A 26,221-nucleotide genomic window follows, 5' to 3' on the forward strand; every position below is an offset into this window, starting at 1 on the left:
GGCTCTCCCTTGCCCGTCTCGCCATCTTGCCCTGGCGAATGGGTGAAGAGCCATGTCTGACGGCCGTGTGCATCTCTATTCCTACTGGCGATCAACGACATCCTACCGGGTTCGCATTGCTCTGAATATCAAGGGGATCGGATACGACCTCCGGCCCATAGACCTTGTGTCAGACCAGCAGACGACACCTGAATACCTACAGCTGAATCCCATCGGCGGCGTGCCGTCACTCGTGCTGGCGGACAGTACCGTCCTGACCCAATCGATGGCCATATTGGACTATCTCGATCAAATAGCCCCCGATCCGGCTCTGGTGCCGAAGGATCCTGTTGCCGCAGCCAAGGTGCGAGCGGCAGCCTTCGTGGTTGCTTGCGATATCCATCCCGTCAACAACCTGAAGGTCGGCAGGAAGCTGAAGACCATGGGACACAGTCAGGACGAAGTCGTGGACTGGATGAACGCCTGGATGGCACAGGGCTTTGCTGCGATCCAGGCGCTGATCCGTGACGATACGCCGTTCTGCTTTGGCGAAACGCCCGGGCTCGCCGACATTTGCCTGGTGCCGCAACTCTACAACGCGCATCGCTGGGGCACAGACCTTTCCCCGTTCGAACGCCTGACCGAGATCGAGCGGCGGTGTCTCGACCTTGCGGCATTCGACCACGCGCGCCCAGAAAACCAGCCCGACGCGCCTTAATTGAGGATAACGACCATGACCCGATTGCTCCGCTCCTGGGTTGAAAGCGCAAACTCCAAGACCTGCGGCTTTCCCCTGAACAACTTGCCCTACGGGGCTTTTTCTGTTGACGGCGGCCCTGTCCGTTGCGGAACAGCTATCGGCGATTTCGTCCTGGACCTGCACGCTCTTGAATCCGCGCGCATCATCAATTTCGGCGGAACGCTGCTTACCGGAGCCTGGAACGGGTTCATGGCACTGGGCCGGGACGATTGGAACCGTCTCCGCAGCGAATTGATCTCACTGTTGAAGGAGGGCGCGGAGGCTGCGGACAGTCTGGAGCAATACCTTGTTCCGATGAAGAACGCCGATTTGCACATGCCCTTTACAGTGACAGAATTCACTGATTTCTATGCCGGCCGCCACCACGCTTTCAACGTCGGCACGATGTTTCGCGGACGGGAGAACGCGCTGCCGCCCAACTGGCTGCATATTCCCATCGGGTACAATGGTCGCGCATCTTCCGTCGTCGTGTCGGGTACCCCCATTCAGCGACCGCATGGCCAATTGAAAGGCCCGGACGATGAAGCTCCGCGTTTCGGCCCGTCTCAACGGTTCGATATCGAGCTTGAGATTGGCGCCATTGTCGGACAACCTTCCGAGGGGCCGATCAGTGTCGCGCAGGCCTTTGAGAATATCTTCGGTTACGTGCTGTTGAACGACTGGTCCGCGCGGGATATCCAGGCTTGGGAATACCAGCCCCTTGGTCCGTTCCAATCCAAGGCAACGGCAACGACCATCAGCCCTTGGATCATCACCGCCGCGGCACTGGAGCCATTCCGCGTGCCCACACCGGAGCGGGAAAAGCCCCTACTCCCGTACTTGGCAGAACCGGCACCGATGCTCTACGACATTATGCTGGAGGTGGGCCTGACACCCGAGGATGGACAGGAAACCATCATCTCGCAGACCAATTATCGCGAGATGTACTACTCAGCCGCGCAGCAACTTGCCCATCATACGACCAGCGGATGTCCAATGCGCGTTGGTGACCTGCTAGGTTCCGGAACGATTTCAGGACCCGAAAAAGGCAATCGCGGGTCGCTACTTGAACTGAGTTGGGGCGGGAAGGAACCGCTAACGCTGGATACGGGTGGAACGCGTTGCTTTATCGAAGACAATGATACTTTGACCTTGCGAGGAAAAGCTGCAGGCGAGGACTACATTATAGGCTTCGGGGAATGTGCTGGAAAAATCTTGTCGGCCAAAAACGTCCCTTGAATTAGCAATTGGACTATCGAAAGCACCATGCTTTACTCGTCGATCTGAGGCATGAAGTTAATTCGTTGATTTGAGAAAGCCAGAGAAAGGGAAGCCCGGGTGCCGGGCTTGAAAGGATAGAGAGAGAGTCTCTTCCGGGTCCGGCGTGACAAGGATCCTGACCATGGCCAAGACCACGACCCGACCGAAACCCTCCACCTCAAAGAAGACCGAAGCGACTGGATCGGCCGCGCCTGAGGGCGCCGCCGAAATCCGCCTGATCCCGCTCGAGCAGCTGGAGCAGAGCCCTCTGAACGTCCGCAAGGTGGCCGCGAGCGCCAGCGATGACGCCGAGCTTCTCGCCAGCATTCGCGAGACAGGCATCAAGCAGAACCTGGTGGTGCATGCGCTGTCTGAAACACGTTTTGCTGTCGATGCTGGCGGCCGTCGCCTCAAGGCGTTGAAGCAGCTCGCTGAGGACGGCATCATCCCCGCGGATCACCCGGTGCCATGCCTCGTCGAGGATGAGAGCAACGCCATCCTCACCTCCGCCACGGAAAACCTCCAGCGCGCGGCGATGCACCCCGCCGACCAGTTCGAGGCTTTCGACAAGATGATCGCTGAGCGCCGCAGCGAAGACGAGATCGCGCTGAAGTTTGGCGTCTCCGTCGACCTGGTGCGCCGTCGCCTCAAACTCGCCCGTGTCGCACCCGAAATCATCGAGCAGTTTCGTGCCGGTGATCTGACCCTCGAATGCGTGATGGCCTTCACGCTGACCGACGACCATGACCGCCAACTGGCGGTATGGAATGCGGTGAAGAGCGGTTATCACATCCATCCGCAGAGCATCAAACGCCAACTGACCGAGACCGCGCATTCGGCGAACTCGTCCTTGGGACGGTTTGTCGGCATCGAGGCCTATGAAGCGGCGGGTGGCGTTCTATTGCGCGACCTCTTCGATGACCGCGACAGCGCCCATATGGAAAACCCCGAGCTCCTCGAGCGCCTCGCCATCGAGAAGCTGCAGGCTGCGGCCAAGACCTTCGAGGGGACGTGGAAATGGCTCGAGGTGCATCTCTCGGTGGACTACGGCGCGTTTCGCAGTTGCGGGCGGGTCTATCCGCAGGACATCGAGCCTGATCCGGACCTGCTGGCCGAAGAGGAACGTCTCATCGCGCGGGAGGAAGACCTGGCGGCGCAGAATGACGGTGAAGACCGGTCTGAGGCGGAGACGGAAGAATACTACGCCATCGAGCCGCGCCTGCGCGAAATCGAGGCCCTGCAGCGTGAGCGGCAGCCCTATGCTGACGAAGATCGCGCCATTGCTGGTGTCGTTCTGACCATCGGCCATGACGGGGTGTTGCGCGTCGAGAAGGGCCTCGTGCGGCCCGAGGATATTCCAGCCGCGCCCGAGCCCGAAGAGACCACCGCAGATGCGAATGGCGCCCCCTCCCCTGCCCGGCCGCAGGTGACGCCGCCGACCTCCTCGACGCCGATGCCGACCTCCGACCCGGCTGCGACACTGCGCAAGGCGGATGGGATTTCGGCGAGCCTCGCCGACGATCTGCGCGCGACGCGTCAGCACATCCTCAGGGCACATCTGGCGGCGGATTTCGAGGTGGCTTTCGATGCGATGCTCTACGCGCTCTGCGAGCAGGCCTTGGGGCGGTCCTACAACAACGAGGCGCTAGACATCTCGATCCGGCCCTTCCAGGCGCAGAACCGCGAGGTGCTGCATGGGGAAACTGTCGCCCAGAAGATGCTCGAGGCACTGGAACAGGACCTCGCCACCGACTGGATGAAGCTGGAGAAGCCCGGAGACTTCCGGGCGATGTCAGCGCTGCCTTTGGCGGACAAGCAGGCGCTTTTCGCGTGGGCGACGTGTCTGGCGGTCAAACCCCAGCTTTCCTCCGACAATCGCCCCTCCCCGATCATCGAGGAGATTGGCGCGCGGCTTGACGTCGATGTGGCGGCCTGCTGGCGCCCGACCGCGCAGAATTACTGGGGTCGCGTCAACAAGGGGCATGCAGTGGCCACGGCGCGCAAACTGATCGGCGACGATTACGCCGAGGAACGCAATCGCGAGCGCAAAGGCGATATCGCCGCGGCCATGGAGCGGGGGTTCGCGGAAACGGCCGACGAGACGGAAGGTTTCGACGCGGCCACGGTCGCCAGGACAACGCGCTGGCTGCCCGAAGGAATGGTGTTTGCCGGTGTGACGGAGGCCGACGCCAAAATGATTGGCGATACGCCCGAGGCGGAGGAAGGCGCCGTGCCCGCCGCAGACGCTCTGGCCGAGGCGGAGAGTGATGAACCATCGTCCTTGCCCGCCTTCCTCAGCGGGGAAGCAGCCTGACGGACAGGTTTCTGCATCCGATCACGACATGAGCTTTGGGCCGTCCTCATATCGAGGGCGGTCCTTTCCGGCTGGCGGGTTGCATACAGCTGATGTCGGATCGGCTGGCCCGTCCCGGAGATATCCCATGACCACCACACTCGATCTTGATCCCGTCCGGGAAGCTGAATTGATCGCCGCGCAGAACGATGCGTTTCGCCATGCTATCCTGAGCACTACCCCTGTCACGGATGCCCCGCAGGGCCAGTTCGTGATGACGCGCGGCGTCGCGGCGCTTGGGATCGATGCGCAACTGGAACTGACCCGCCGTGTCGCCGCCTTCGACGCCTTCGATGCTGACAGCGATCCGCAGGGATGGCACGAGATGGGCGTCATCGACCTCGATGGTACAACCGTCTGGTTCAAGGTCGATTTGTACGACGTCGAATATACATACGGCTCGCCTGAACCTTCCGACCCCGAACAGACGCGCCGGGTCCTGACCCTGCTTCTGCCGTCGGAATACTGACGCACCCCCCAACCCCAATCACAGCCCCGGACCGCCCTTGCACAAAGGGCGGTCCTTTCGCGCTGCCGGGTTTTGAAGGGGCGCGATACCCGCGTCCCGCCCGCAGCAGGAGACCAGACATGGCCAAGACACTTGAGTATCAGATCACCCTCTACCCGGCGCATCGCGATGGTGCCTTCGTCGTCACACAATTCCAGATGATGGGGAGCTACCCCGAAAAGCGCATCCAGGCCGCGGGCATGGACGATTTGATCGACCAAGTGACGCAGTTCGCGATGGAGCACGGTGAAAGCTGCAGCGCCTCGGTGCGCTGCCTTGCCCCGCGCAAACCGTCGGGGTTCAAGCGCGCGACCGAGAACCTCTATTTCAACCTGGTCGACCGGACGGCTGAGAAGCGCGGCGACGCAGCAGCCTGAAGCCCCCACAGGAAACCTTCGGGGCGGCCTCGCGCAAGGGTCGCCCTCCCTTTACGGTGATCGACAAGCGAGTGGCTGGCGATGAAGTGACCGCGCCGGTCGACATCGAGGCCGCCTATCATCCGATCTGCGCGACAACGGGCGAACTTCTTTCCGCAGTTCTGACCCATTGCCCGGAGCGCCGCAGCCCTTCGCCCTGCCCCACCAGTACGGCTCTGCCGGTCCCGTCTCAGCCGACCCGCACCAACCTCCATGCCCTGCGCAACGCCGCCCGCAAGGAAACCCGTGCCCTCGCCGAAGAACGCGCAAAACATCCCTTTGACGACATCGAGACGGCCCCGCTCGACTACCTGCCGAAAGCCTGGAGTGAACCCGAGGGCTCGCTCCAGGACACGGTCTACGAAGCCTATGACTTGCAGGCGATCAGCATCTACGACGCGGCGGCGCATCCGACCGCACTGGTACAATCCGCCGCCATGGCCACGGTCCCGCCACCGGTGCCAACCTACCGCCCCGTCTTTCCGAACACGCTTGTCGCGGACGGCCTCCTCTCTGCGCCGCAGCTCGAAAGCGTCATTTACGCGGGCAATGCCCACGAGATGCACCTGAAAGGCTGGTTCAAGCGCGGTGAGATCGAAGGCCAGCTGATGGCCGCCGCAGAGGGCGACGAGGGCGCGTTTCGCCTGCGCAAGGGCTGGTTCCTCGGAGATGGCACCGGCTGCGGCAAGGGGCGGCAGGTTGCCGGCATCATCCTCGACAACTGGCTGCAGGGGCGTCGCAGGGCGGTCTGGGTTTCAAAGAGTGACAAGCTCATCGAGGATGCCCGGCGCGACTGGATGGCGCTCGGCGGGCGCGAGAGCGATATCGTGCCACTCTCGAAATTCCGCCAGGGCGGCGACATCAGGCTGCCCGAAGGCATCCTCTTCGTCACCTATGCCACCCTGCGTTCGGTTGAACGCGAGGGCAAAGCCTCCCGCCTCGACCAGGTGACATCCTGGCTCGGCGACAGGTTCGACGGGGTCATCGCTTTTGATGAAAGCCACGCCATGGCCAATGCCGCCGGCGAAAAGTCGGACCGCGGCGACAAGAAGGCGTCCCAACAGGGTCTTGCTGGACTCGCGCTGCAAAACGCTGTCCCCGATGCGCGCGTGCTCTATGTCTCGGCCACCGGCGCGACGGTCGTCGGCAATCTCGCCTATGCCTCCCGACTCGGTCTCTGGGGCACCGGCGATTTTCCCTTCGTGACGCGGGCCGAGTTTGTCGCCGCGATGGAGGCTGGCGGTATTGCCGCCATGGAGATGATCTCACGCGACCTGAAGGCGCTCGGGCTCTATCTCGCGCGCTCGCTTTCTTATGCCGGGGTCGAATACGAAATGCTGGTCCATGAACTGACGCCCGCTCAGATCGCAATCTATGACAGCTACGCTGATGCCTATCAGATCATCCACAACAACCTTGAGGCAGCATTACAGGCGTCCGGCATCTCCTCCGAGACCAGTACGCTGAACGCCCAGGCGAAATCCGCCGCCCGCTCGGCCTTCGAAAGCAACAAGCAGCGCTTCTTCAACCATCTCATCACCGCCATGAAATGCCCCTCGCTGATCCGTTCGATCGAGGCGGACCTTGCGGCAGGCCATTCGGCGGTGATCCAGGTGGTTTCGACCAGCGAGGCGGTGATGGAGCGGCGCCTCGAAGAGATCCCGCCCTCGGAGTGGGACGACCTGCAGGTCGATTTTACACCGCGCGAGAACATCTTGGACTACCTGATGCACAGCTTCCCGACGCAGCTTTTCGAGCCTTACACCGACGAGAATGGCGATCTGCGCTCGCGCCCGGCCCTTGATGCGAGTGGCAACCCGATCATCTGCCGCGAGGCGGAGCGGCGACGCGACGAGCTTGTCGAGCATTTGGGTGCGCTTGCCCCTGTGCAGGGCGCGCTCGACCAGATCCTTTGGCATTTCGGCGGAGATGCTGTTGCCGAGGTCACGGGGCGCAAGCGGCGCATCGTGAAGACGCGCGAGGGACGGCTCAAGGTCGAGAACCGACCCGCCTCCTCCAACCTCGGCGAAACCCAAGCCTTCATGGACGATGCCAAACGCATCCTGATCTTCTCTGATGCGGGTGGCACCGGGCGCAGCTACCATGCCGATCTTGGGGCAAAGAACCAGCGCCTTCGGGTGCATTACCTGCTGGAGCCGGGCTGGAAGGCCGACAATGCGATCCAGGGGCTCGGGCGCACCAATCGGACCAACCAGGCGCAGCCGCCGCTGTTTCGGCCTGTCGCGACAGATGTGAAAGGTGAGAAGCGGTTTCTCTCCACTATCGCGCGCCGCCTCGATACGCTGGGGGCGATCACCAAGGGGCAACGCGAGACCGGCGGACAGAACATGTTCCGCGCCGAGGACAACCTCGAGAGCGCCTATGCGCGCGCTGCGCTGCGGCAGTTCTTCTACAAGCTGCGCACGGGCAAGATCGAGACCTGCTCCTACACGAAGTTCCAGGAGATGACGGGGCTGACGCTTGATGAGGCGGATGGAACGATGAAAGAGAACCTGCCGCCGATCCAGCAGTTCCTGAACCGCTGTCTCGCGCTCCGGATCGATATGCAGGACGCAATCTTCGAGGCCTTCGGAGGGTTCCTTTCGGCCATTATCGAAGATGCACGCCAGGCAGGCACGCTTGATGTCGGGCTAGAGACCCTGCGCGCCGAGAAGTTCGAGATCGTAGACCGAAAAGTCATCTACGAGCATGGGGCGACGGGCGCGATGGCAACGGCCCTGACCGTGGAGCGCACAGATCGCAATGATCCGCTCACCCTGCCCCGGATCAAATCCATCTGTGCCGATACGATGGGCGCGTCGCTGTGCTGGAACAAGACCTCCAAACGCGCGGCGCTGATGGTGAATGCACCTGCCTTCATGGATGAGGATGGCGTGCCGATCCTGCGCGTGAAATTGCTGCGTCCCATGGCAACCGAGATACTTGCCCTTACCGAGTTTTCGAAATCGCACTGGGAAGAGGTCGATGATGCGATGTTCGAGCAGCTCTGGCAGGCCGAGGTCGAGGCGGTGCCGGAGTTCACCACATCTAAGATTACGCTGATCTGCGGCCTCCTTCTGCCGATCTGGGACCGGCTGCCCGCCGACAACATGCGCATCTACCGCCTGCAGACCGAAGACGGGGAACGCGCCATCGGTCGTCTGGTCAGCCAGGAACAGCTTCTCAATGTCTACGCACGGCTCGGGCTCGACTGCCAAATCGAGATGACGACGCAGGAGGTCTTCGCAGCGGTCATGGACACGAGGACGACCCTGAACCTGCTCGGCGGTTACCAACTGCGCCGGTCGCTGGTCATGGGACAGCCGCGGCTCGAATTGATCGGTGCGTCAGGCACGGCCCTGCCCGCACTGAAGGCCTTTGGCTGCTTCACCGAAGTGATCCAGTGGAAGACGCGGGTGTTCATCCCGGTGGATGGCACCGAGGTGCTGGCACGGGTCCTTGCTACGCATCCAGTTGGCGCCAGCGCTGCGAATGCAGCCGCATGAACGCGCGGCGCAGCATCGCAGACCTCTCGGCCGATCTGGCAGCCCGTGCCGAGAGTTTCTGCCGCCAGTATTTCCCCGAAGGACGCAAGCAGGGCAATTATTGGCAGGTTGGCGACACCTCGGGCGCAAAGGGCCAGAGCCTGGCCATCCGGCTCCAGACCCAGGGTGGACGCAAGGCCGGGTCCTGGACCGATTACGCGACGGGTGAATATGGCGACCTGATCGATCTCCTGCAGGAACGGCTTGGGTCGGTCACGCTCAAGGAAACGCTGAGGGAGGCCCGGTCCTTTCTGGGTGTTGCACCCTGCCCTGCAGTCCCTCGTAAAACCCAAAGGGCTGAGCGCCCGGATGCAGCCTCCAGCCAACGCATCGCGCGGGCGCGCAAACTCTTCACCGCGGGCAAGCCGGTCCTGGGCACCTTGGCTGCCACCTATCTGCAAGGTCGTGAGATCACACGGCTGGGCCCGGCCCTGCGCTATCACCCGCGGGTCTTCCTGCGGCAGGGCGAGGACGACGCCGAACCGCCGCAAAGGGTCCCTGCCCTGCTGGCGAAGATCACCGACAATCGGGGCCAGATCACCGGATGCGCGCGCACCTATCTCGACCCGTCCACCGGCGGTTTGGCCGCGATCGAGAGCCCGAAACGGATCCTCGGACAGCTACACGGCCATGCCATCCGCTTCTGGTCCGGCTCACCTCGCAGCGAACTCATCGTCGGCGAAGGGCTCGAGAACACCCTCTCGATCGGCACAGCCCTCCCCGAGTTCGATCTCGCCTCCTGTCTCACCGCCACCCATCTCGGTCTCTTCGTCCCGCCGCCGGGGATCAAGCGTATCTGGATCGCGCGGGACAATGACGAAGCTGGAGGCAGTGAATCAAAGAGACTGCGTAACCAACTGGAATCGCTTGGAATTGCCTGTGTTGATCTCGTGCCAAACATGGGCGATTTCAACGACGATTTGCAGGCACTTGGCAAGGATACGCTGCGCCGGTCGCTGATAGAGGCCATGAAAGCACAAGGTCTGGAGATCGAGGACGGGTGACCGCCAACTTCCTTAGCGAAGTCCGACAGGGCAAAGGTTCCGCCGGTTTGATCTGATCCCGTTTGGAAAAGGGGAGCGATGGGCCGGCGGGTCGGGGCTGAGTGCCCCTCGCCCGGGCAGCAATGCCCCCCGAACCAGAAAATTCCCCTGAGCCTTCGGCTCATTCCTCGCGGGACCAATTTTCCGGCCCGCGGCGCATTCTCCGCTTCGCTCCGATCCTGACGGATGCGGCCCGGTCGCCGCCGGTCCTGGTATCGCCCCATCCAAATCGGGTCAGATCAAACAGAGGAACCAGACAATGCCCCATCAGACAGACATCCCCGAGGAAACCGGCGTGACCTCCGCCATCCTCCACCACCTTGCGCTTCATGGCGCAACGCGGGGTCCTGGCGAGACCGATCATCGCCCCCTGCCCCAGCCAGATGAAGTCGAGCTCGCCATGGCGACCCTCTTTGACACCACCACCGGTCTCCTCACCGGCAGCCAGTTGGAAGACAATCTCGAAGAGATGCTCTGGTCCCTCACCTCGCTCTTCCATCGCCGGCTGACCCATATCCAGAAGCTTCTCGACGACAACGAATTCGAGGTCCGGGAAAGTCTGGCCATCCAGGACGGCTCCGAGGTCGCCTCGGTAGAGCTGGAACGCCTCCAGATGATCGGGCTCAAGCTCTGGGCCCATCGCGACGCCTTCGAGCAGATGCGCGATCTGGCCGTGGACCACTTCTCGGCCGCCACCGGCTCGCCCTGGCTACCCCGCACCGGATCCAAGGTCTCGCATCGCGGCCTGACCTCCGCCGTGGTGGATAGCCGGGCCTATCTCTCGGCCAAGCGCCGCAAGGAGACCGAGGTGCACTGCCCCGAAGGTACACGGATTGCTTTCTCGGGCGGGGATTATCACGCCTACGATCTGATCTGGTCCGTCCTCGATGCCACGCACGCCAAATACCCCGACATGGTGCTCCTGCACGGCGGCACTCCCAAAGGCGCCGAGATGATCGCGGCCCGCTGGGCAGATACCCGTGGCGTCAGCCAAGTTGTCTTCAAACCCGACTGGAAGAGCCACGGCAAGGCCGCCCCCTTCAAGCGTAACGACAAGATGCTCGAGACCATGCCGCAGGGTCTGATCGCTACCCCCGGTTCGGGCATCACCGAGAACATCGTCGACAAAGCCCGCAAGCTCGGGGTTCGCATCAAGAGGATCGGGGCCTAGGCCCCGATCCTACCATGACCTCAGTCAGAGTGCCCTGTGCGGTTCGCTCTATGAGTTCGCAGAGGTGCGCAGTTCTGCGGCAATTCGTCTGTCAGACTGCTGAGTGTGTGGATGAGTGTTTCTAGCTGGTCGCTGTCGCAGGAATTCCTGAAGCCTCGTGACGCTCTCGTCGTCCCGCGATCAGCGGGATGTTCGCCGAAAGGCACCCCATGCCGGCCAGGAAACTGACGAGTCCGACGATCGTCTTGAACTCGCGCAATGTGAAGACGCTACGGCTCGTGACAAGCATCTTCGCATCCTGGCCAACCTTCGTCACCGCGTGCACGACCCAGGAGCCATACCAACTGTTGTGGCGCTTCTCGGCAGTCTGGTTGCAGATTACCTCGATGAGGTAGCCATCTGAGAGCAGATCGCGCAGGCCATCCTCGGTGACCACATTCGGTGTTGCGCCGTCCAATAGCTTGTCCTCTTCACATATGCCGACACGCAACAGGATTGGAGCGGGCCCGAGCTTCTAACTGATCTTCCGAGTCGCAAGCGTCGTTGCTCAGTTTCGCGATGCCATACGGGACATCCTCGAAGTTCGCAACGCGGCCCGGGCTAATGCCGTCGAGAACAGATGCGCATGTCCTCGCCCTGGCATTTCATCTTCTTCAGCCTGTCAGAGCACTTTCTGCTTGAGGCCTCGGGTGACCCGACCAAGGAACGGAACAGGGGCTGGTGTTGCGTTGCGACGGGTCATGGTGTGTATCGAAAGATCAGGTGTGACTGTGCAAGGATCCGCCGGTGTTCTTGGCTGCTGGCTGTTCACCCACCTTCATTTGTGGCCGCCGCACTTCTCCCTTTGTCTGAGTTGCATGACATGCTGGTCGCAGCTGTCGTCCCGTCCACAAAGGTTGTCGTCGATCTTTTTCCCCTGCCCCTGCGGGTCATTCCGCGCGGAGCAAAAAGACCGGCGCCCGCCCCTCTCCGCTGCGCTTCGCCTTCGGTGTGGCCGGGCCTGAGCCAGCAGCAAGGTGACCATCATTGCAACGCAAACAAGGAGAAGAGCAATGACCACGAACTGCATCAAATTCACCAGCGCCGACATCGAAACCGCCAAGGGCGTCGGCTCCATCTCGACACTGACGTTTGACCTCGACATCATGGTCGAGCCCGTCGCGAGCACGAACCCGATGGCCCCCACGCACCGCGTCCTCGGCCGCTCCCTGCGCGGCAAGCTGGTCGAGTGCGGCGGCATCTGGAAGAAGCAGAACAAGGAGACCGGCGCGGACTACTACACGCTGACCATCCGCGACCACGGCTTCAACGCCAACCTCGGCAAGGCCGCGAACCAGGACGATCTGTCCCTGCAGGCCGTCATCCCCTGGGGGCCCAAAGACGCCGCCTAAGCGAAGGGTTGGCGGGGGTTCGCCTCTGCCAACCCGTTTACAGCTGTAAACTCCAGAATAAGTCCGGCCCGTGCATGTAGTCTCTTCGTGCTTCAGTAGACACTATATAGAGGAAAAATCTTGACTTAGCGCCGTGAATCACGGCTTTTATCCCCAAGTGGCGTGAAAAAGGCCATATTTTCGATTTTGGGGCAACTAGATGATTCCTGTGACACCACTGGCAAACGAGAAGCCTTCAGCGCTCGCGACAGAAATTTCCGAGCGGTTGAATGCTGCCATCCGGGAGCATCTACTTTCGGCTTTTGCCCCAGATAGCACCAAAACGCTACGGTCTTTTTCGGCACCTGAGGCGGCAGAGCTTCTTGGGGTCTCCGGTCAGTTCATGCGAAAGGTGCACTCAGAGGGAACGATCCCAGAGCCCGAGGATATTCGTGGAGGGCGGCGCTATTACACGGCGCAAGAGATATGGGATGCACGCGAGATCTTAGAGAAGTCATCGCGCAAGAAAGGACGCTATCTGCCGCGTCGGTCTGGTGATGAGAAACTGCAAATATGGCAGTTGATGAACTTCAAGGGCGGCTCGAGCAAGAGCACCACGAGCATCCATCTTGCGCATTATTTCGCGCTACGCGGCTATCGAGTGTTGGTCGTTGACCTCGATCCTCAAGGTTCACTCACGTCCATGTGCGGCATCAGCCCGGAAATTGAGTTTGATGGGCTGACTGTCTATGACGCGATCCGCTACGACGATCCGGTCAGCATGGCCGATGTAGTCGTTCCCACTTACTTCCCGGGGCTTTCGATTGCGCCGTCGCGCCTCATGCTGTCTGAGTTCGAGACTGAATCTGCGGTCCATTCGAACCCCGACCAGCCGTTCTTTACACGAATCCGAAATGCATTGTCCCAGGTCGAGGATGATTTCGACCTTGTCTTGATGGACAGTCCGCCCCAGTTGGGCTTCTTGACCATCGCTGGAATGGCCGCAGCGAGTTCTCTGATTGTACCTCTAACGCCCTCAATGTTGGACGTTTCGTCGACCGCTCAGTTCCTCGAACTCGCCGGGGCCTACATGGGGGTGATCGAGGACGCAGGCGCGACGCTGCAGTATGATCACTTCAAGTTCCTGATTACTCGGGATGAGCCGACGGATGTTCCCTCACAGCAGCTGACCTCGTTTATGCGTGCGCTTTTCCAAGACCGCGTCATGTCTGCGACCGCTCTCAAGAGCACTGCAATCAGTGACGCGACCATGCTCAAGCAGTCCATCTATGAGGTTGTGCGCTCGGAAATGACCCGCGCGACCTACGATCGCGCGAAAGGGTCGATGGATGCTGTGGGACAGGAAGTGGAAGTTATGATCCACCAATCATGGGGGCGTAAATAATGGCTAGGAAATCCCTTCGAGATATGTCGGGCATCGCGAATACCATCGCGCGTTCCAGCAGCACTTCGGCCGAGAGGGTCCCCAAGACGAGCGCGCCTGCGTTAGGGGCTCTTCAGGGGTCACTTGCGTCTATCCGCGAGATCGATCCTGGTCTGATCGACGATTGGGGCCCCAAAGATCGGCTGGATGAGTTTACAGCTGTAAACGCCGAGGATGACAACGAGGGGTTTGAGGCGCTCAAGAACAGCATCCGCGAAGGCGGCCAACAGGTGCCAATCCTCGTTCGGCGCTCCAAAGCTGCCGAGGGGCGCTTCGAAGCGATCTATGGTCGCCGCAGATTGAAAGCTTGCCGGGAGCTCGGCATTAAAGTCCGTGCCAACGTTCAGGATGTCGATGACGCCACGGCATTGTTGGCCAAAGGGTTGGAAAATGCGGCGCGTCGCAACCTCTCGTTCTATGAAAAGGCGCGCTTTGCTGAAGCTATCCAAGCCGCGGGTCACGAAAGCGCGACGGTGCGCCAAGTTTTGAATCTTTCTGCATCAGGCCATTCGCACCTGACGAAGGTGACGCAGAATGTCCCGTCCAGAGTTGGAGACCTGATTGGTTCGGCACCCAAGTCCGGCCGGCCGAGGTGGACGGACTTGGCCGAGCTGTTCCTCGAACGGAAGCTCACCGAGAAGATCGCGCTCAATCTGCTGGCCAAAGTCAGCACCTCATCGACGTCTGATGAGCGGTTGGAAGCGCTGATCAAGGAAGCAAGCAAGCGCGGAACGAAAGTGTCCAGCGGTCATCGTGAGATTACGCCGATAGACGGCGTTGTCATCAAAGCAGGCCGAGGGAGCGTGTCTCTTTCTGTGAAGAAGTCCGGCACAAGTGCCGAGTTCGCAAGCTGGCTCGAGAGCAATCTCGAGGAAATCATCAAGAGATCCTACACCGAATTTACAGATGTAAACTCGGAGGATGACAAGTGAGGACGAGCAGAAAGGAGGAAAGGTAAACAAAGAAAACCCCCGAAACCGAGGCTTCGAGGGCTGCTGCGCAGAGCGCAATTCTTAGATTAGACACCTAGAATCTAGCAGCCACCGAATCGCCACACAAGAGAAAACGCTTCTGAGCGAACGGGATTTCTTTGTCTGCTGACAAACTATGGAAAAATTCAGTGGTGCTCCGTCTGGAGCGACTGAGGCAGGCATGCCTCAGCACGAGAGAGGTATGTCCATCGCATGGCAGCCCTCAGGTTGGCGCAAAGCCTCAGCAGGTCTCGCTGCCGCAGAGCAGCTTGCCCAAGCCGGTGAACAGATAGCTGTACCCAAAACGCGGGCCTTCGTGGCCGTGAAGCGGGTCGGTGCATATATTGGCCTCAAGGCCGGAGACATGATGCTCCTCGACACGCTCGGGGCCTTTACCCAGGCCCAGGACTGGGAGGAGGGGCAGCGCCCGATCGTCTGGGCGTCGAACGCCTATCTGATGGAGCAGACAGGGTTTTCACTCTCCGCGCTCAAGCGTCATGCACGTCGGCTGGCCGAGATTGGCGTGATCTCCTTCCAGGACAGTCCCAACGGCAAGCGGTGGGGCCGTAGGGACGCAGAGGGGCGCATTATTGAGGCTTACGGCTTCGATCTGTCGCCGCTGTCGGCCCGTGTCGAGGAGTTCGAGGAACTGCACGCCGACTTGCAGGCTGAACGCGAGCTCTGCCAGCGCTTGAAGCGTCAAATCACGGTGGCACGTCGTATGATCCGCGCGCGGATCGAGGCCGCCGTCAGCGGCGCTCTGCGCGGGCCCTGGACGCAGTTCACGAGCCTTTTTGAAGAGCTGCTAGATCGACTTCCGCGCCGCCATGAAGCCTCCGAGCAGCTTGCGCGGCTCTTGACCTGGTTCAAGGAGCTCCAGGAGCGTGTCGAGGCAGCCTATCTCAAGGCAACTGAGGTTGCCCGGCCTGTGGAAAACACGCCTGAAGGTAAGGAACAAGTTTCTGAGAAGACTCAAGAAATGAACCCCAGGGAGGTCATTTCTGACCCCCATATACTAATTACAAACCAACTTAATCCTGTAACCAGTAATTCCTCAGAAAATGAGGAAGTCGCGGCCGTGGCGCCCAATGCTCAACCCAAAGGCCAGGTTGATAGGGAGCTGGAAGAATGGGTCGCCGAGGTGCGCAAGAAGCGAGCGGCGCTGGATCTGCCCACAGTGATGCAAGCCTGCCCTGAATTCGCGTCCTGGGCGCGCAATATGGGCGGGTTCCTGAAGGATTGGGGCGATCTGCACCGGGTTGCCGGGCAGCTCAGGCCGATGATCGGGGTGTCTGAACATGCCTGGAACGTGGCGCAGGATCGGCTGGGCAAACAGGTGGCGACAGCGGCGCTGGCGCTTGTCTTCGAGAAGCATTGCGCGGGCGAAGTTTCCTCACCAGGCGGCTATTTGCGCGGCATGGTCGAAAAAGCCGGGGCAGGGGAGCTGGATCTCGAGCGCAGCTTCTACGGCAGGCTCAGCGGTCAGGCGGCGTGATGCGGCAGGGGGTCAGAGACCGGCGGCCTTGGTCAGGTTCACGCGGAACCGGTCCCGGCGGCGCTGGTAGCGACGAGTCATCTCGGCCGAGGCGTGCCCCAGCTGCTTCTGGACGTAGCGTTCGTCGACTTCCGCCGAACTGGCGAGGCCGGCACGCAGCGAGTGGCCAGAGAACAGTGCCAGGCGTTCCTTTTCGGTCAGCTCGGATCGGATGCCGGCGTCCAGGACCGTGCGCTTGATCAGGCGTGCAACATGCTTGTCGTTGAGCCGTGCATCGAGGGCGCGCTTGCCATCGCGCGAGGTGCCGACGAAGACCGGACCGAAGTCGATCTTCGCAAAGTGCAGCCATTGCTCGAGAGCACGCACAGGGCAGGTCTGATCCTTGGAGCCGCGACCGATCTCGACCTCGCGCCAGCCGGTCTTGGCATTGAGGGTGAGGAGGGCGCCCTTGTCGAATATCTCAATCCAACCGCCGGACTCCGGTGTGTCGTCTTTGTGCACGTCCAGGCTGACGATTTCCGAGCGGCGCATCCCGCCAGCATAGCCGAGCAGCAGGATCGCACGATCCCGCAGCCCACGCAGGTCGTAGGGCAGGGTGGCGACCATCGCGAGGATGTCCTCAGCCAGGATCGCTTCCTTCTGCACCGGTGGGCGCCCGTGCTTGCGCTTGATCCCGGCCAGCACCGTGGCGATGTGCCGGTTCTTCCTATCGAGGGAAAAGCCGCGCTGTGCGTAATTCCAGGCGAGACCGGACAGGCGGCGGTCGATGGTTGAGACGGATAAGGCAGGGGAGGAGCCTGATCCGGACGCCAGATCGGCAAGGTAAAGCCCGATCATCTCCGGCGACGGAGGCAGCGGCTCGGCGCCCTTCATCCGGCACCAGCGAGCGAAGTGCGTCCAATCCTTTGCGTAGGCCTTCAGCGTGTTGTCTGACGCCGCGGCGCGCGCATAGCCGCGCGCGGTGTCGACCAGCCGGTCAAGCGTGCCGGAGCCCGCGACATGGGAGGGCAAATTAATGCCATCGCTTTTCTTTTGATCTCTCTCGTCGACGCGAGCATCATCCAGCTCATCAGAGGGCGCTGACGTCGATTTCTCGGTCTCTGAGGGCATGTTCCACTGAATCCGGCACTGAAATTGAACTGTTTCTGAGCATATTCTTCTATGACCGATAATGCAAACTTAYTGGACATAATTACACGCAACAGGTTGGGGCGGTTTCTACAGTATATTGTGGCGTAAAGCGCCGCGAGGGATTAGTGTTGTGGCATGACATTTGCCCGGCCCGACCCCCTCAGCGACCAGCCAAGCCTGCCCCGGATGCCCGATTGGATCACCTCCGCGCGGGCGGAAACCCTTGAAGATGTTGCGTTTTTGTCGGGCGCGGCGCTGAGTCACCTGCATCTTGTATTGGGACACGAGGAGGTGCCCCAAGCCTTGTTGCGGGACCGGCTCGCGCTGCACGCGGCCGAGGCTTGTATGGCGTTTTCGGGGCGCCCGGTGAGGGCAGGGGAATTGCGCGACGCGGTACATCTTCTGCGACCCGGCGATCTGCCCGGACCGGCCGGGGAAACCTACCTCGCCTGGCGGCGCGCGGCGGAGCGGCCGGTGTCGATCAAGGCTCTGGGTCGAGCCTTGCCGGCCTTCGAGCCGGGCCAGATCGCGACGTGGCTCGATGTAGGGAAAGGGGCGCCCGTGACCCGGGCCGCGATGGCGCTGGAAGCCGTTCTGCGCGAGGCGCCGCGCGCAGAGGTAGCAGGGCTGATCCTCGCGGATGCCGCCCTCGCTCAGGCACTCGGCTGGGATCATCTCGTACCGCTGCTGGCGACTGGCCTGAAACGGGCTGACCTGCGCAAGCAAGGCGATGATCTTCGCTTCGCCTGTCATCGTGCGCTTATCGCCTCAGCGGTCGAGGCCGTGCGTCTCTCCACCGACCTCGCGCGTCGGGCGGCGCATCTGAAGGCTGTCGCACCCAAGCTGCGGGCAAAGGCGTCCGGCGAGGCAGTGGAGATGTTCCTGACCTGCGATGCGATCGCGCCCTCGGCCTTGCCCCTGCCGGACCGGGCCGCACGGCGGCTCTGCGACCGGCTGGTCGACCTCGGCGCGGTGCGCGAGCTGACCGGGCGCGACACCTTCCGGCTTTACGGGGTGTAGCGATGGCGAAGGATCGCTCTGACCCCGAACTGGATCGCGAGTTGCCCGACCTGCCACCCGAGCTGCGCTGGCGGGAATGGATGCGCCGGATCGAGGCGGTGCTCTTTGCTTCAGCTTCGCCGGTGCCGCGCGACGACCTGGCACGCGTGGTGGGGCAGGGGGCTTCGGTTGACCTTCTGGTCGAGGACCTTGCCGCTGATCTGGAGGGGCGGGCCTTCGAGATCGCCCAGGTCGCTGGCGGCTGGATGTTCCGCACGCGCGCCATCTACGCCCCCGCGATCCGCGCGGCGGCCGATATCGGGGACCAATTGCTGGACCTGAGCGAATTCGACGTCGCGGTCCTGGCCGCCATCGCTTACCACCAGCCGATCACGCGCGAAGGGCTGAAGGACATCTTCGGCAAGGAAATCAGCCGCGACCTGATCGGGCGACTGCATGCGCGCGACTTGATCGGGACCGGGCCAAGGTCGCCTCGGCGCGGCGCTCCCTACACCTTCGTCACCACAGAGCAGTTCCTTGCTGCCTTCGGGTTGGAGAGCCTTCGGGATCTTCCCGATCGGGAGCAGTTGGTGGATGCGGGATTATCCCACATGAGCAAGTAGCGATTGATGCTGTTTCGGGTGAAGAGTTGGCTGAACTCTAGTCGCTTAGTTCAACACCCTTGTTCTTGTAGATGCGCCAAAGCCCCAGACGCTTGATGCGATACTCGACAAGTTCAGGGGAGGTGCCAAACCATGCCGCAATCTCAGCGGCAGACTTTCCCGCGGAGACCTGGGATCTCACCTCGACCTCCGGGAGCATGGTTGCTGAAGCGAGGTAGAACGCATCGTGCTCTTCAGTACTATCGTAAGTCCGACCGAACGCGTCGGCGACTTTTGCAATCCGGGTTAGCTTGTGACCAAGGAGGATATGCCAACACTCTTCAAGATATGTAACTTTCTGACGTTCCGGTGTGTGGCTGTCGTTCCGCAGGATTGCCCACCTATCCTCTGTAATGTCGAGAGGAACGCTCATGGCTGACCATTCGCGACCGCCTGCTCCGAGCAAGAACTTAGCGCACTCGGCACCAAGGCCGTGAACATCGGAGACGGTGTAAACATCCACGCCATCAATTCGAATGTTCAGCGCGTCGAGGGGCGCATCTAAGGCAACCTCCAAGTCGTCCCGCAGTCCATTCGCCATTTCTTCCATTTCGGATTTGGACAGTGCGACTGACCCGGCCAACTCAGAGTCGGTTTCGGCGAAGTCCTTGCTGACAGGGAAAGCGTTGCTGTTGTTTCGTACGAGTTGTTGTGCCGCCTGTAAGAGGCAGTGTACCGTTTTTGACTGGACGTTCTTCGCTGCGCGGAAGTGAACCAACGCCACACTGTCGAAGGTTAGACCAGCATCTTGGGCATCCGGACCGAGCCACTCGATAATCCGAATCGTTGAATTGTTGTCCGGTTCACCCTCGCCGCGCTCAATCCGAGCCAGCGAGGAAAAGCTGATACCTACGTGCTCAGATAGAGCCCTGATGCTAAGCCCTTCAGATTCGCGCTTTTTCTTCAGCGCTTTGATCAAAGCCTGCTTGTCTGTTTTCATAAGTTAATGCCGTGCTAATCGCACGCCTTGACACGGCGCGCAGTCCTCCCATAGTGTGCTTTTAACACAGAGTCGCACAACATCAAGTGTCCGGGCCTCGGTCCGAAGGCTTTGGAAAGGGGCGGTAGGAATGAGGAAGAGCATCGAGGACGACCTGAAAGCCATCGGCTTAGGCCTCGACGCCGGCATTCTGCCGACGGTGTTCAATCGGGGGGTCATCCGGCCCGACAACTCCTCGATTGTCTTGAAACCTTCGGGCCAGGAGAAAGCCGATGCACGGCACCAATCGACACGATCCGCAACCAGACCGTGGGAACGGCCCGCCGGAGGGCAAGGGACGACCGGACAATCCCGGTCGCCCGCTTCCGGAGCACCGTTCGTCCAGTCAGGACTACGGTCTCGCTATGCGGAAGGCATAGGGGAATGCCGGGACGCGTACCCGGGTCTCCTCGCGTTTCCTCAAGAATGGCAGATGTGGCTCTTCGCTGAGAGTGATCTGATCGAAGGCCTAGGTAGAAGAGCCGCATTTGCCATTCAACTTCCCTACACCACCAGCAAGCCGGTTCGAGCCTGGGGCTTTTGGACCACGGCTGTCAGCAAGACTTGGATCGGGCCGAGGCATACGAATTTTCCCGATGGCTCGATTTGCGCATTCGAGCCACGAGACAAGACATGGCTTCCCGGCGGTTCGGTGACCGGACTGCTCGACCTATATAGCCTCTGGGCCGTGCGGCATCTCTACCTCGAGAAATACGGAAAATGGCCCGGCCGGCAATCTGTGCAGATTGCAGCTGAGAGACTGCTCGAACTCGGCGACGATGAGTTTTGCGGATGTGAACATCCATTCGGGAAATACGCCCAGTGCTGTCGGTCATCTGACCAGAATAACACCTCCGGTTCTGAGCTACTGGATTTTGCAATGAAGACCCGCAGGCCTCCAGTGGAGGTTCTTCGGTTTGTTTGGAACCCAACCAGCCCTCCGCCTCGGAGGGACCCAATAACACGCCAGACTTGAGAAGGAGAATTCAGATGGCAGGCAAAGGCAACGGCGGGAGCTATCGCAGCGCGAAATCGGGGCGGTATGTGACAAAGACTTATGGGAAATCACATCCGCGCACCACGTTGAAAGAAGCGCCTGGCAAGAGCGGTTCTACCGGTGGCAGCTACCGGAGCGCAATTTCCGGGCGCTTCGTGACGGCAAAGCATGGCAAGGCGAACCCGGGTACGACCGTTCGAGAAAAGTGAGTTTGCCTCTCGCCCAGCGAACGTGTTAGCCAGGCTTTGTCTTGGTGTACGGAAATTCGCCGTACACTTGACATGTACGACGATATGCCGTACATAGCTGCATGTGAGCGGTGTCTTACCGCTTGACGTCGTTTCGGATCAAGGAGGCAACCATGTTGGCGTTTGAGGATAGCACTGTCGCTGTCGACGAGCCCAAGAGCGCTCGGCTGGAAGCGCGTACACAGCCTTCGGTGAAGGATGCGATCAGTCGCGCTGCAACCTTGAGCGGTGTTGAGGTAAGCTCCTTTGTTGTGAGCGCTGCATACAAGGCCGCGCAAACGACGATTGAAGCTCACAAGTTGACGGCGTTGGAGAGCGAGGCGGATCGTGCCGCGTTCTTTGGCGCTCTTGAGAACCCTCCGAAGCCGAATGATCGGCTGAAGCAGGCTTTTGCATTGCGCGAGACACTGATCGCGAATGCCGACTGACGCCGCCTTAGACACCAAGTTCACAATCGAGCCGTTCGATGCCAAGAGCCAGGATCGAACGGCTTTTTCCTGTGGTGTTCCTCAAATCGACAATTACTTGAAGCTGACGGCAAAGAAGGGGTCGAAGGCTGATGTCGTCCGGATCTGGGTCGTGCTCGACGAAGATCGAAGCACCCTTGGGTTCTACGGAATCAACATGCACGCCGTCGTCGCGGAAGACATGCCGGAAGAATTGGCAAAGAAGGCGCCAAGGCATGGCATGCTGCCAGCCGCATTCATTTCTATGATAGGCGTCGATCAAACGATGCAGGGGAAGGGCTTGGGCAGCGCGCTGCTTGCTGATGCGCTCAGCCGAATTGGGCGCGTCTCGGACGAGATAGGGACCTGTGCTGTCCTTCTCGATGTTTTCGACTGCGGAAACCCCGGAACGGTGGCACGCCGAAAAGCATACTACGAGTCCTTCGGGTTTATTCCTTTGCCAGATCAGCCTTTGCGCCTTTTCATGCCGATACAAACCGTGCGGACATTGTCGGGCTAAAAGTTCACGGCATGAAGCCGCGATCTTATTTCGCAGTCATATCGGAACGGCGATAAGGAATCTCGTAGGGGAAGGATTAAACTACGTGTTTATTGAAAGACTCACTCTAACGAATTTTCGTTGCTACGGACCAGTTGAGACAAGCGTTGATCTGGGCACTGGTCTAACTGCTTTTGTCGGCATCAATGGCGCAGGAAAGACTGCCATGATGCAGGCCTTGCAGCGCCTCTTTGGAGTGACGAACGATCAAAGACGACTGCGGCGTGAGGATTTTCACATCCCTACCTCCGAATTGGTCGTGCCGGCTCAGAGGAACCTCGTTCTCGAGGCAGTTATTGCCTTCCCAGAGCTAGATGCTGACGGCGGCGATGGCGTGGCAATTCCGGAATTCTTTCACCAGATGGCCGCTGATGAAGCCGGAAAGTTAAAATGCCGCCTTCGACTTGAAGCGACATGGACCGATGATGGAACGCTCGATGGTGCAGTTGAACAGAAATATTGGGCGATCAGAACTTTCGGCGCGTTCACTGACGCTGACTGCATTGATCTGAAGGCAACCGACAGGGCGCGGATCCAAATGCTTTACGTGCCGGCAACGCGAGACGGCGCATCGCAGGTGACGGCATTTTTGCGGGGAAGGTTGTGGCGTGCTATTAACTGGTCGCAAGGGGTACGCGACGCATTCACGAACACCGGCGCAACCTTGAACGGCGCATTTGGGGTAGAGCCGGCCGTTGATGTCATTGCCGCCGCGGTGACTCGGCGGTGGCAAGAAGTGCACACTGCGGGAACTGATACTACGCCGGTATTCCGCCCGCTTGATCTCCGCTTTGAGCAATTCATCCGTAAGGTTGAAGTGGTCTTCCGCCCGGACGAGGCCGGACGGGAGCGAGCTCTTGATGACTTGAGCGACGGACAAAGGTCACTCTTTCACCTTGCTATGACCGCTGCGGCTCTGGATGTGGAAGCCGGTATCGCCGCAGCTCCTGAGGGCGCCGGGTTTCAGGCTGGCGGCGTTCCCCTGCCGGCGCTCACCCTCATCGCGATTGAAGAGCCTGAAAACAATCTTGCTCCCTTCTATCTCTCCCGCATCGTTCGTCAGGTAAAAGACCTGACGAAATCGACACAGGCGCAGGCCGTGGTATCCAGTCATTCTCCGAGCATCCTTGCCCGCGTCGATCCTACCGAGGTTCGACATTTTCGCCTTGATCCTCTTGATCGCACGGCTCACATCCGTCCGATTAAGCTGCCGACTTGCGAGGAAGAGGCGTCGAAGTTCATTCGTGAAGCGGTTAGGACCTACCCCGAACTTTATTTTGCGCGCTTCGTCGTGCTTGGGGAAGGAGCATCCGAAGAAGTCGTTCTCCCGCGCCTCGCCGATGCAATGGGTCTCGACATTGATCGTTCCTTCGTCTCGGTTGTTCCATTGGGCGGGCGCCATGTGAACCATCTCTGGCGACTGCTGACCGACCTCGACATTCCATACGCGACGCTGCTGGATCTTGATTGGGGCCGAGCTGGTGGTGGGTGGGGACGTATCAAGACTGCATGTACTCAGTTGCTCGCAAATAACGTCGCACCGCAGGACATTTTTGGAAAGCATCTTGACCCAAAGGGACCAGATGCCAATCTCGCGGCTTTCGATGCGTGGGCGGTCGAGGACACTGAGAATATCAATAACTGGATGAATTGGCTGCGCCAATTCAACGTCTTCTTCTGCACGCCCCTCGACCTCGATTATTCGATGCTGAAGGCCCTACCGCTCGCCTACCAAATGGTTGAGCCAGGTTGCAATGGGCCTTCGCCTGCAGGTGAGCCTCGTACGGCGGTGCTCGGCGACGACGGTTTGCCTAATCTCTATGCTACCGACCAGGATGTCTTGATGCGTTGGTATCGCTACTTGTTCTTGGGCCGCGGCAAGCCGAGCACCCACGTTCGGGTTCTGAGTGGACAAGATCCAGCTGCTCTCGCTGCCGCCGCTCCTGAAGAGTTGCGCGCGCTCCTTACCTCGATTGCAGCTCGGCTTGCCCCGCCACCTCCCCCCGCAGCCTGACCATGCGCCTTATTCGACCAGAAGACTGGCGCCCAAGTGGCATTGATGATCTCGAACCAGAGGCATGGAATGCCTTGCGTCACGAAGGCTCGGCTTGCGTCGTCGCTGGTCCTGGCGCTGGCAAGACCGAATTTCTGGCACAACGCGCCGACTATCTGCTTGAGACGGGCCTCTGCCGCGCACCGCATCGCGTGCTGGCGATTTCCTTCAAAACCGATGCGGCTAACAATCTCGCGGCGCGTGTCCGCCAAAGGTGCCCCCCAGAGTTTGCCAACCGGTTCGTGTCGGTCACTTTTGATGCTTTCACCAAGAGTCTGGTGGATCGCTTTCTAAACGCTATCCCGGCGGACTGGCGCCCGACCCGGCCTTATGAAATCGCCTTTCCAAAGCACAAGGCGATTGAGGGGTTCCTCACCGCCGCCCGACTCCATGCACCGCCAGAATGGCATTCGGAAATCGCTGGCTATGGCCCAAGCAACTTTGAACCCAAGGTCGTCGGTAGTTATCGCCTGCCAATGGGGCCCATCGCGCCTAAAAATGCCGCTGAATTCGCCGTCGCCCGCTGGTGGGCAGCGCAATTACGGCCTGGGCAAACCTCTTCGCTCACATTCGTTGGCATCAATCGGCTCGCGGAGCTGCTGCTCCGAGCCAATCCCCACATCCGTCGGGCGCTTGTCGCCACATATCCCTTCGTGTTTGTCGATGAATTCCAAGACACCACCTACGCGCAATACGACTTTCTGTTGTCGGCCTTCCATGGTGGACAGACTGTCGTCACCGGCGTCGGTGACGACAAGCAGCGGATCATGGTCTTCGCTGGCGCACGCCATGACGCTTTTCAGCGGTTGCAGACCGATTTCGGAGGCGCACGCTTTCCCCTCCTCTTCAACTTCCGTTCCTCGCCCGACTTGGTCGCTATCCAGCACGTTGTCGCGCGCGCGCTGGATCCGGATGCCGCACCAACGGTCGCTCAAACTGTATGCCAAGTCGATGGCGACGTGGCCCAGGTTTGGACAAGCGAGACCAAGGAGGCGGAAGCTGCTCACCTGGCTCAATGGATCGCCAACGATATGGTCTCACGCGGCCGCGCGCCGCGCGACTACGCACTCCTCGTGAAGCAGAAATCCGATGAATACGAGCAAGAAGTCGCGGGAGCTTTTGCGGCTCATGGTCTGCAAATCCGCAACGAGAGCCATGCACTTGGGAAAACCTCTCTTCAGGATTTGCTTTCCGACGAGTTGACCCGCCTGGCGATCGCTGTCCTTCGGCTTGGCGCGACCCGCCGTGCACCGGCTGCTTGGCAGCAGGTCGCGACATCTGTTTTGGCACTACGCGCCGTTGGAAACCATGAAGACGCACGCGCAACCAGAGTCGAGGCTGAACTCACCGCATTTCTCGCTACTTTGCGCACCGACATGGCGGCAACTGCTCCGTCGAAGCAAAGCGCTCTCGACTTCATCAGACGGATATTCGACTACTTGGACCTCGATGCGATCTCTCGCGCGTATCCCGAGTATGGCGTTGGCGATCTGCTCAAGATCATACTTGAAGCTTTTTGCATTCATTTTTTGGCATCTGTCGACGGCGCGCCGAATTGGACTGCATGCTTGGACGCGTTTGAGGGGGTCAATCAGATCCCGATGAGTAAGGCTCCGGCGGCGGCCGCCTGATCCCGGGATCGATCCGATGGTAAGTCCGGCCTTATGTCCGACTTCAATAACCGCCCTCAAATCGAAGTTCTTTCCGCTGCCGATGGTGATCGCCGCCGGTATTGGTCAGATGATGATAAACTGCGCATCGTGGAGGAGAGCTTTATCGGCCACCGACAAGCGGCTGCCACAGCGCGGCGGCATGGCATTTGCCGGTCGCTGCTGACCACCTGGCGGCGGCAG

Annotated in this window: 22 protein-coding genes and 1 pseudogene; 20 read left to right on the forward strand and 3 right to left on the reverse strand. The window is 60.4% G+C overall.

The genetic code is table 11. The annotated features are described in order from the left end of the window. The first annotated feature begins 52 nt into the window (after positions 1-52). From maiA to GKC28_RS20685, 8 genes and pseudogenes are all read left to right on the forward strand, one after another. Positions 53-697, forward strand: coding sequence for a maleylacetoacetate isomerase (maiA, locus tag GKC28_RS20650; protein ID WP_174148884.1), 645 nt, complete (start codon positions 53-55; stop codon positions 695-697). Between the two features lie 15 nt (positions 698-712). Next, a complete protein-coding gene (fahA, locus tag GKC28_RS20655) occupies positions 713-1,957 on the forward strand; it encodes a fumarylacetoacetase (RefSeq protein WP_174148885.1) in 1,245 nt (414 codons plus the stop codon). Between the two features lie 163 nt (positions 1,958-2,120). After that, positions 2,121-4,292, forward strand: a complete 2,172-nt coding sequence (locus GKC28_RS20660) for a ParB/RepB/Spo0J family partition protein (protein ID WP_174148886.1) — start codon at positions 2,121-2,123, stop codon at positions 4,290-4,292. Between the two features lie 127 nt (positions 4,293-4,419). After that, on the forward strand, positions 4,420-4,800 hold the full coding sequence (locus tag GKC28_RS20665) for a DUF3768 domain-containing protein (protein ID WP_174148887.1): 381 nt from the start codon (positions 4,420-4,422) through the stop codon (positions 4,798-4,800). A 119-nt stretch (positions 4,801-4,919) separates the two neighbouring features. After that, positions 4,920-5,216: a hypothetical protein gene (locus GKC28_RS20670; protein ID WP_174148888.1), complete on the forward strand. Its 297-nt coding sequence runs from the start codon at positions 4,920-4,922 to the stop codon at positions 5,214-5,216. A gap of 53 nt (positions 5,217-5,269) precedes the next feature. Further along, positions 5,270-8,761, forward strand: a pseudogene (locus GKC28_RS20675) (strawberry notch family protein); the annotation flags it as partial. Continuing rightward, a complete protein-coding gene (locus GKC28_RS20680; RefSeq protein ID WP_174148889.1) occupies positions 8,758-9,804 on the forward strand; it encodes a toprim domain-containing protein in 1,047 nt (348 codons plus the stop codon). The pseudogene GKC28_RS20675 and the gene GKC28_RS20680, both read left to right, overlap by 4 nt. Positions 9,805-10,102: 298 nt before the next feature. Continuing rightward, complete coding sequence (locus tag GKC28_RS20685) at positions 10,103-11,014, forward strand: DUF2493 domain-containing protein (protein ID WP_174148890.1); 912 nt, start codon at positions 10,103-10,105, stop codon at positions 11,012-11,014. A gap of 121 nt (positions 11,015-11,135) precedes the next feature. Here the strand turns inward: GKC28_RS20685 and GKC28_RS20690 are convergent, their stop codons facing one another. After that, positions 11,136-11,471 carry a hypothetical protein gene (locus GKC28_RS20690; RefSeq protein WP_174148891.1) on the reverse strand — a complete coding sequence of 112 codons (336 nt, stop codon included), beginning with the start codon at positions 11,469-11,471 and terminating at the stop codon, positions 11,136-11,138. Between the two features lie 595 nt (positions 11,472-12,066). On the opposite strand from GKC28_RS20690, the gene GKC28_RS20695 reads away from it, so the two are divergent. The 4 genes from GKC28_RS20695 to repC all read left to right on the forward strand — a co-directional run bounded on the left by GKC28_RS20695 (position 12,067) and on the right by repC (position 16,294). Next, the gene (locus GKC28_RS20695; RefSeq protein WP_174148892.1) at positions 12,067-12,405 is read left to right on the forward strand and encodes a DUF736 family protein; all 339 of its coding nucleotides are present in this window, start codon (positions 12,067-12,069) and stop codon (positions 12,403-12,405) included. Between the two features lie 199 nt (positions 12,406-12,604). Next, positions 12,605-13,789, forward strand: a complete 1,185-nt coding sequence (gene repA, locus GKC28_RS20700; RefSeq protein ID WP_174148893.1) for a plasmid partitioning protein RepA — start codon at positions 12,605-12,607, stop codon at positions 13,787-13,789. A gap of 23 nt (positions 13,790-13,812) precedes the next feature. Further along, a complete protein-coding gene (repB, locus tag GKC28_RS20705; protein WP_254604330.1) occupies positions 13,813-14,760 on the forward strand; it encodes a plasmid partitioning protein RepB in 948 nt (315 codons plus the stop codon). A 241-nt stretch (positions 14,761-15,001) separates the two neighbouring features. Further along, complete coding sequence (gene repC / locus GKC28_RS20710; protein ID WP_174148895.1) at positions 15,002-16,294, forward strand: plasmid replication protein RepC; 1,293 nt, start codon at positions 15,002-15,004, stop codon at positions 16,292-16,294. A gap of 12 nt (positions 16,295-16,306) precedes the next feature. Here the strand turns inward: repC and GKC28_RS20715 are convergent, their stop codons facing one another. Next, on the reverse strand, positions 16,307-17,404 hold the full coding sequence (locus tag GKC28_RS20715; RefSeq protein ID WP_174148896.1) for a tyrosine-type recombinase/integrase: 1,098 nt from the start codon (positions 17,402-17,404) through the stop codon (positions 16,307-16,309). A gap of 156 nt (positions 17,405-17,560) precedes the next feature. Here GKC28_RS20715 and GKC28_RS20720 point away from each other — a divergent pair, with 156 nt between their 5' ends. Further along, positions 17,561-18,445 carry a DUF1403 family protein gene (locus tag GKC28_RS20720; protein ID WP_174148897.1) on the forward strand — a complete coding sequence of 295 codons (885 nt, stop codon included), beginning with the start codon at positions 17,561-17,563 and terminating at the stop codon, positions 18,443-18,445. Positions 18,446-18,447: 2 nt separating this feature from the next. Beyond that, the gene (locus GKC28_RS20725) at positions 18,448-19,047 is read left to right on the forward strand and encodes an SMC-Scp complex subunit ScpB (protein WP_174148898.1); all 600 of its coding nucleotides are present in this window, start codon (positions 18,448-18,450) and stop codon (positions 19,045-19,047) included. A 37-nt stretch (positions 19,048-19,084) separates the two neighbouring features. Here GKC28_RS20725 and GKC28_RS20730 read toward each other — a convergent pair whose 3' ends face one another. Then, a complete protein-coding gene (locus GKC28_RS20730) occupies positions 19,085-20,026 on the reverse strand; it encodes an XRE family transcriptional regulator (RefSeq protein ID WP_174148899.1) in 942 nt (313 codons plus the stop codon). A gap of 1,029 nt (positions 20,027-21,055) precedes the next feature. Between GKC28_RS20730 and GKC28_RS20735 the strand changes: the two genes are divergently transcribed. From GKC28_RS20735 to GKC28_RS20760, 6 genes are all read left to right on the forward strand, one after another. Beyond that, entirely contained in the window at positions 21,056-21,271 is a 216-nt protein-coding gene (locus tag GKC28_RS20735; RefSeq protein WP_174148900.1) for a hypothetical protein, read from the forward strand. Between the two features lie 152 nt (positions 21,272-21,423). Then, the gene (locus tag GKC28_RS20740) at positions 21,424-21,738 is read left to right on the forward strand and encodes a DUF1778 domain-containing protein (protein ID WP_174148901.1); all 315 of its coding nucleotides are present in this window, start codon (positions 21,424-21,426) and stop codon (positions 21,736-21,738) included. Beyond that, positions 21,728-22,276, forward strand: a complete 549-nt coding sequence (locus GKC28_RS20745; protein ID WP_152467645.1) for a GNAT family N-acetyltransferase — start codon at positions 21,728-21,730, stop codon at positions 22,274-22,276. Before GKC28_RS20740 ends, GKC28_RS20745 begins: the two co-directional genes overlap by 11 nt. A gap of 85 nt (positions 22,277-22,361) precedes the next feature. Next, positions 22,362-24,329: an AAA family ATPase gene (locus tag GKC28_RS20750; RefSeq protein WP_174148902.1), complete on the forward strand. Its 1,968-nt coding sequence runs from the start codon at positions 22,362-22,364 to the stop codon at positions 24,327-24,329. Positions 24,330-24,331: 2 nt separating this feature from the next. Next, the gene (locus GKC28_RS20755; protein WP_217434164.1) at positions 24,332-25,999 is read left to right on the forward strand and encodes a UvrD-helicase domain-containing protein; all 1,668 of its coding nucleotides are present in this window, start codon (positions 24,332-24,334) and stop codon (positions 25,997-25,999) included. A 33-nt stretch (positions 26,000-26,032) separates the two neighbouring features. Beyond that, the coding region (locus GKC28_RS20760) for a transposase (protein WP_174148107.1) at positions 26,033-26,221 on the forward strand (189 nt) is incomplete at its 3' end.

The sequence above is a fragment of the Leisingera sp. ANG59 genome, from assembly GCF_013317235.1.
In the GTDB taxonomy this organism is placed as follows: domain Bacteria; phylum Pseudomonadota; class Alphaproteobacteria; order Rhodobacterales; family Rhodobacteraceae; genus Leisingera.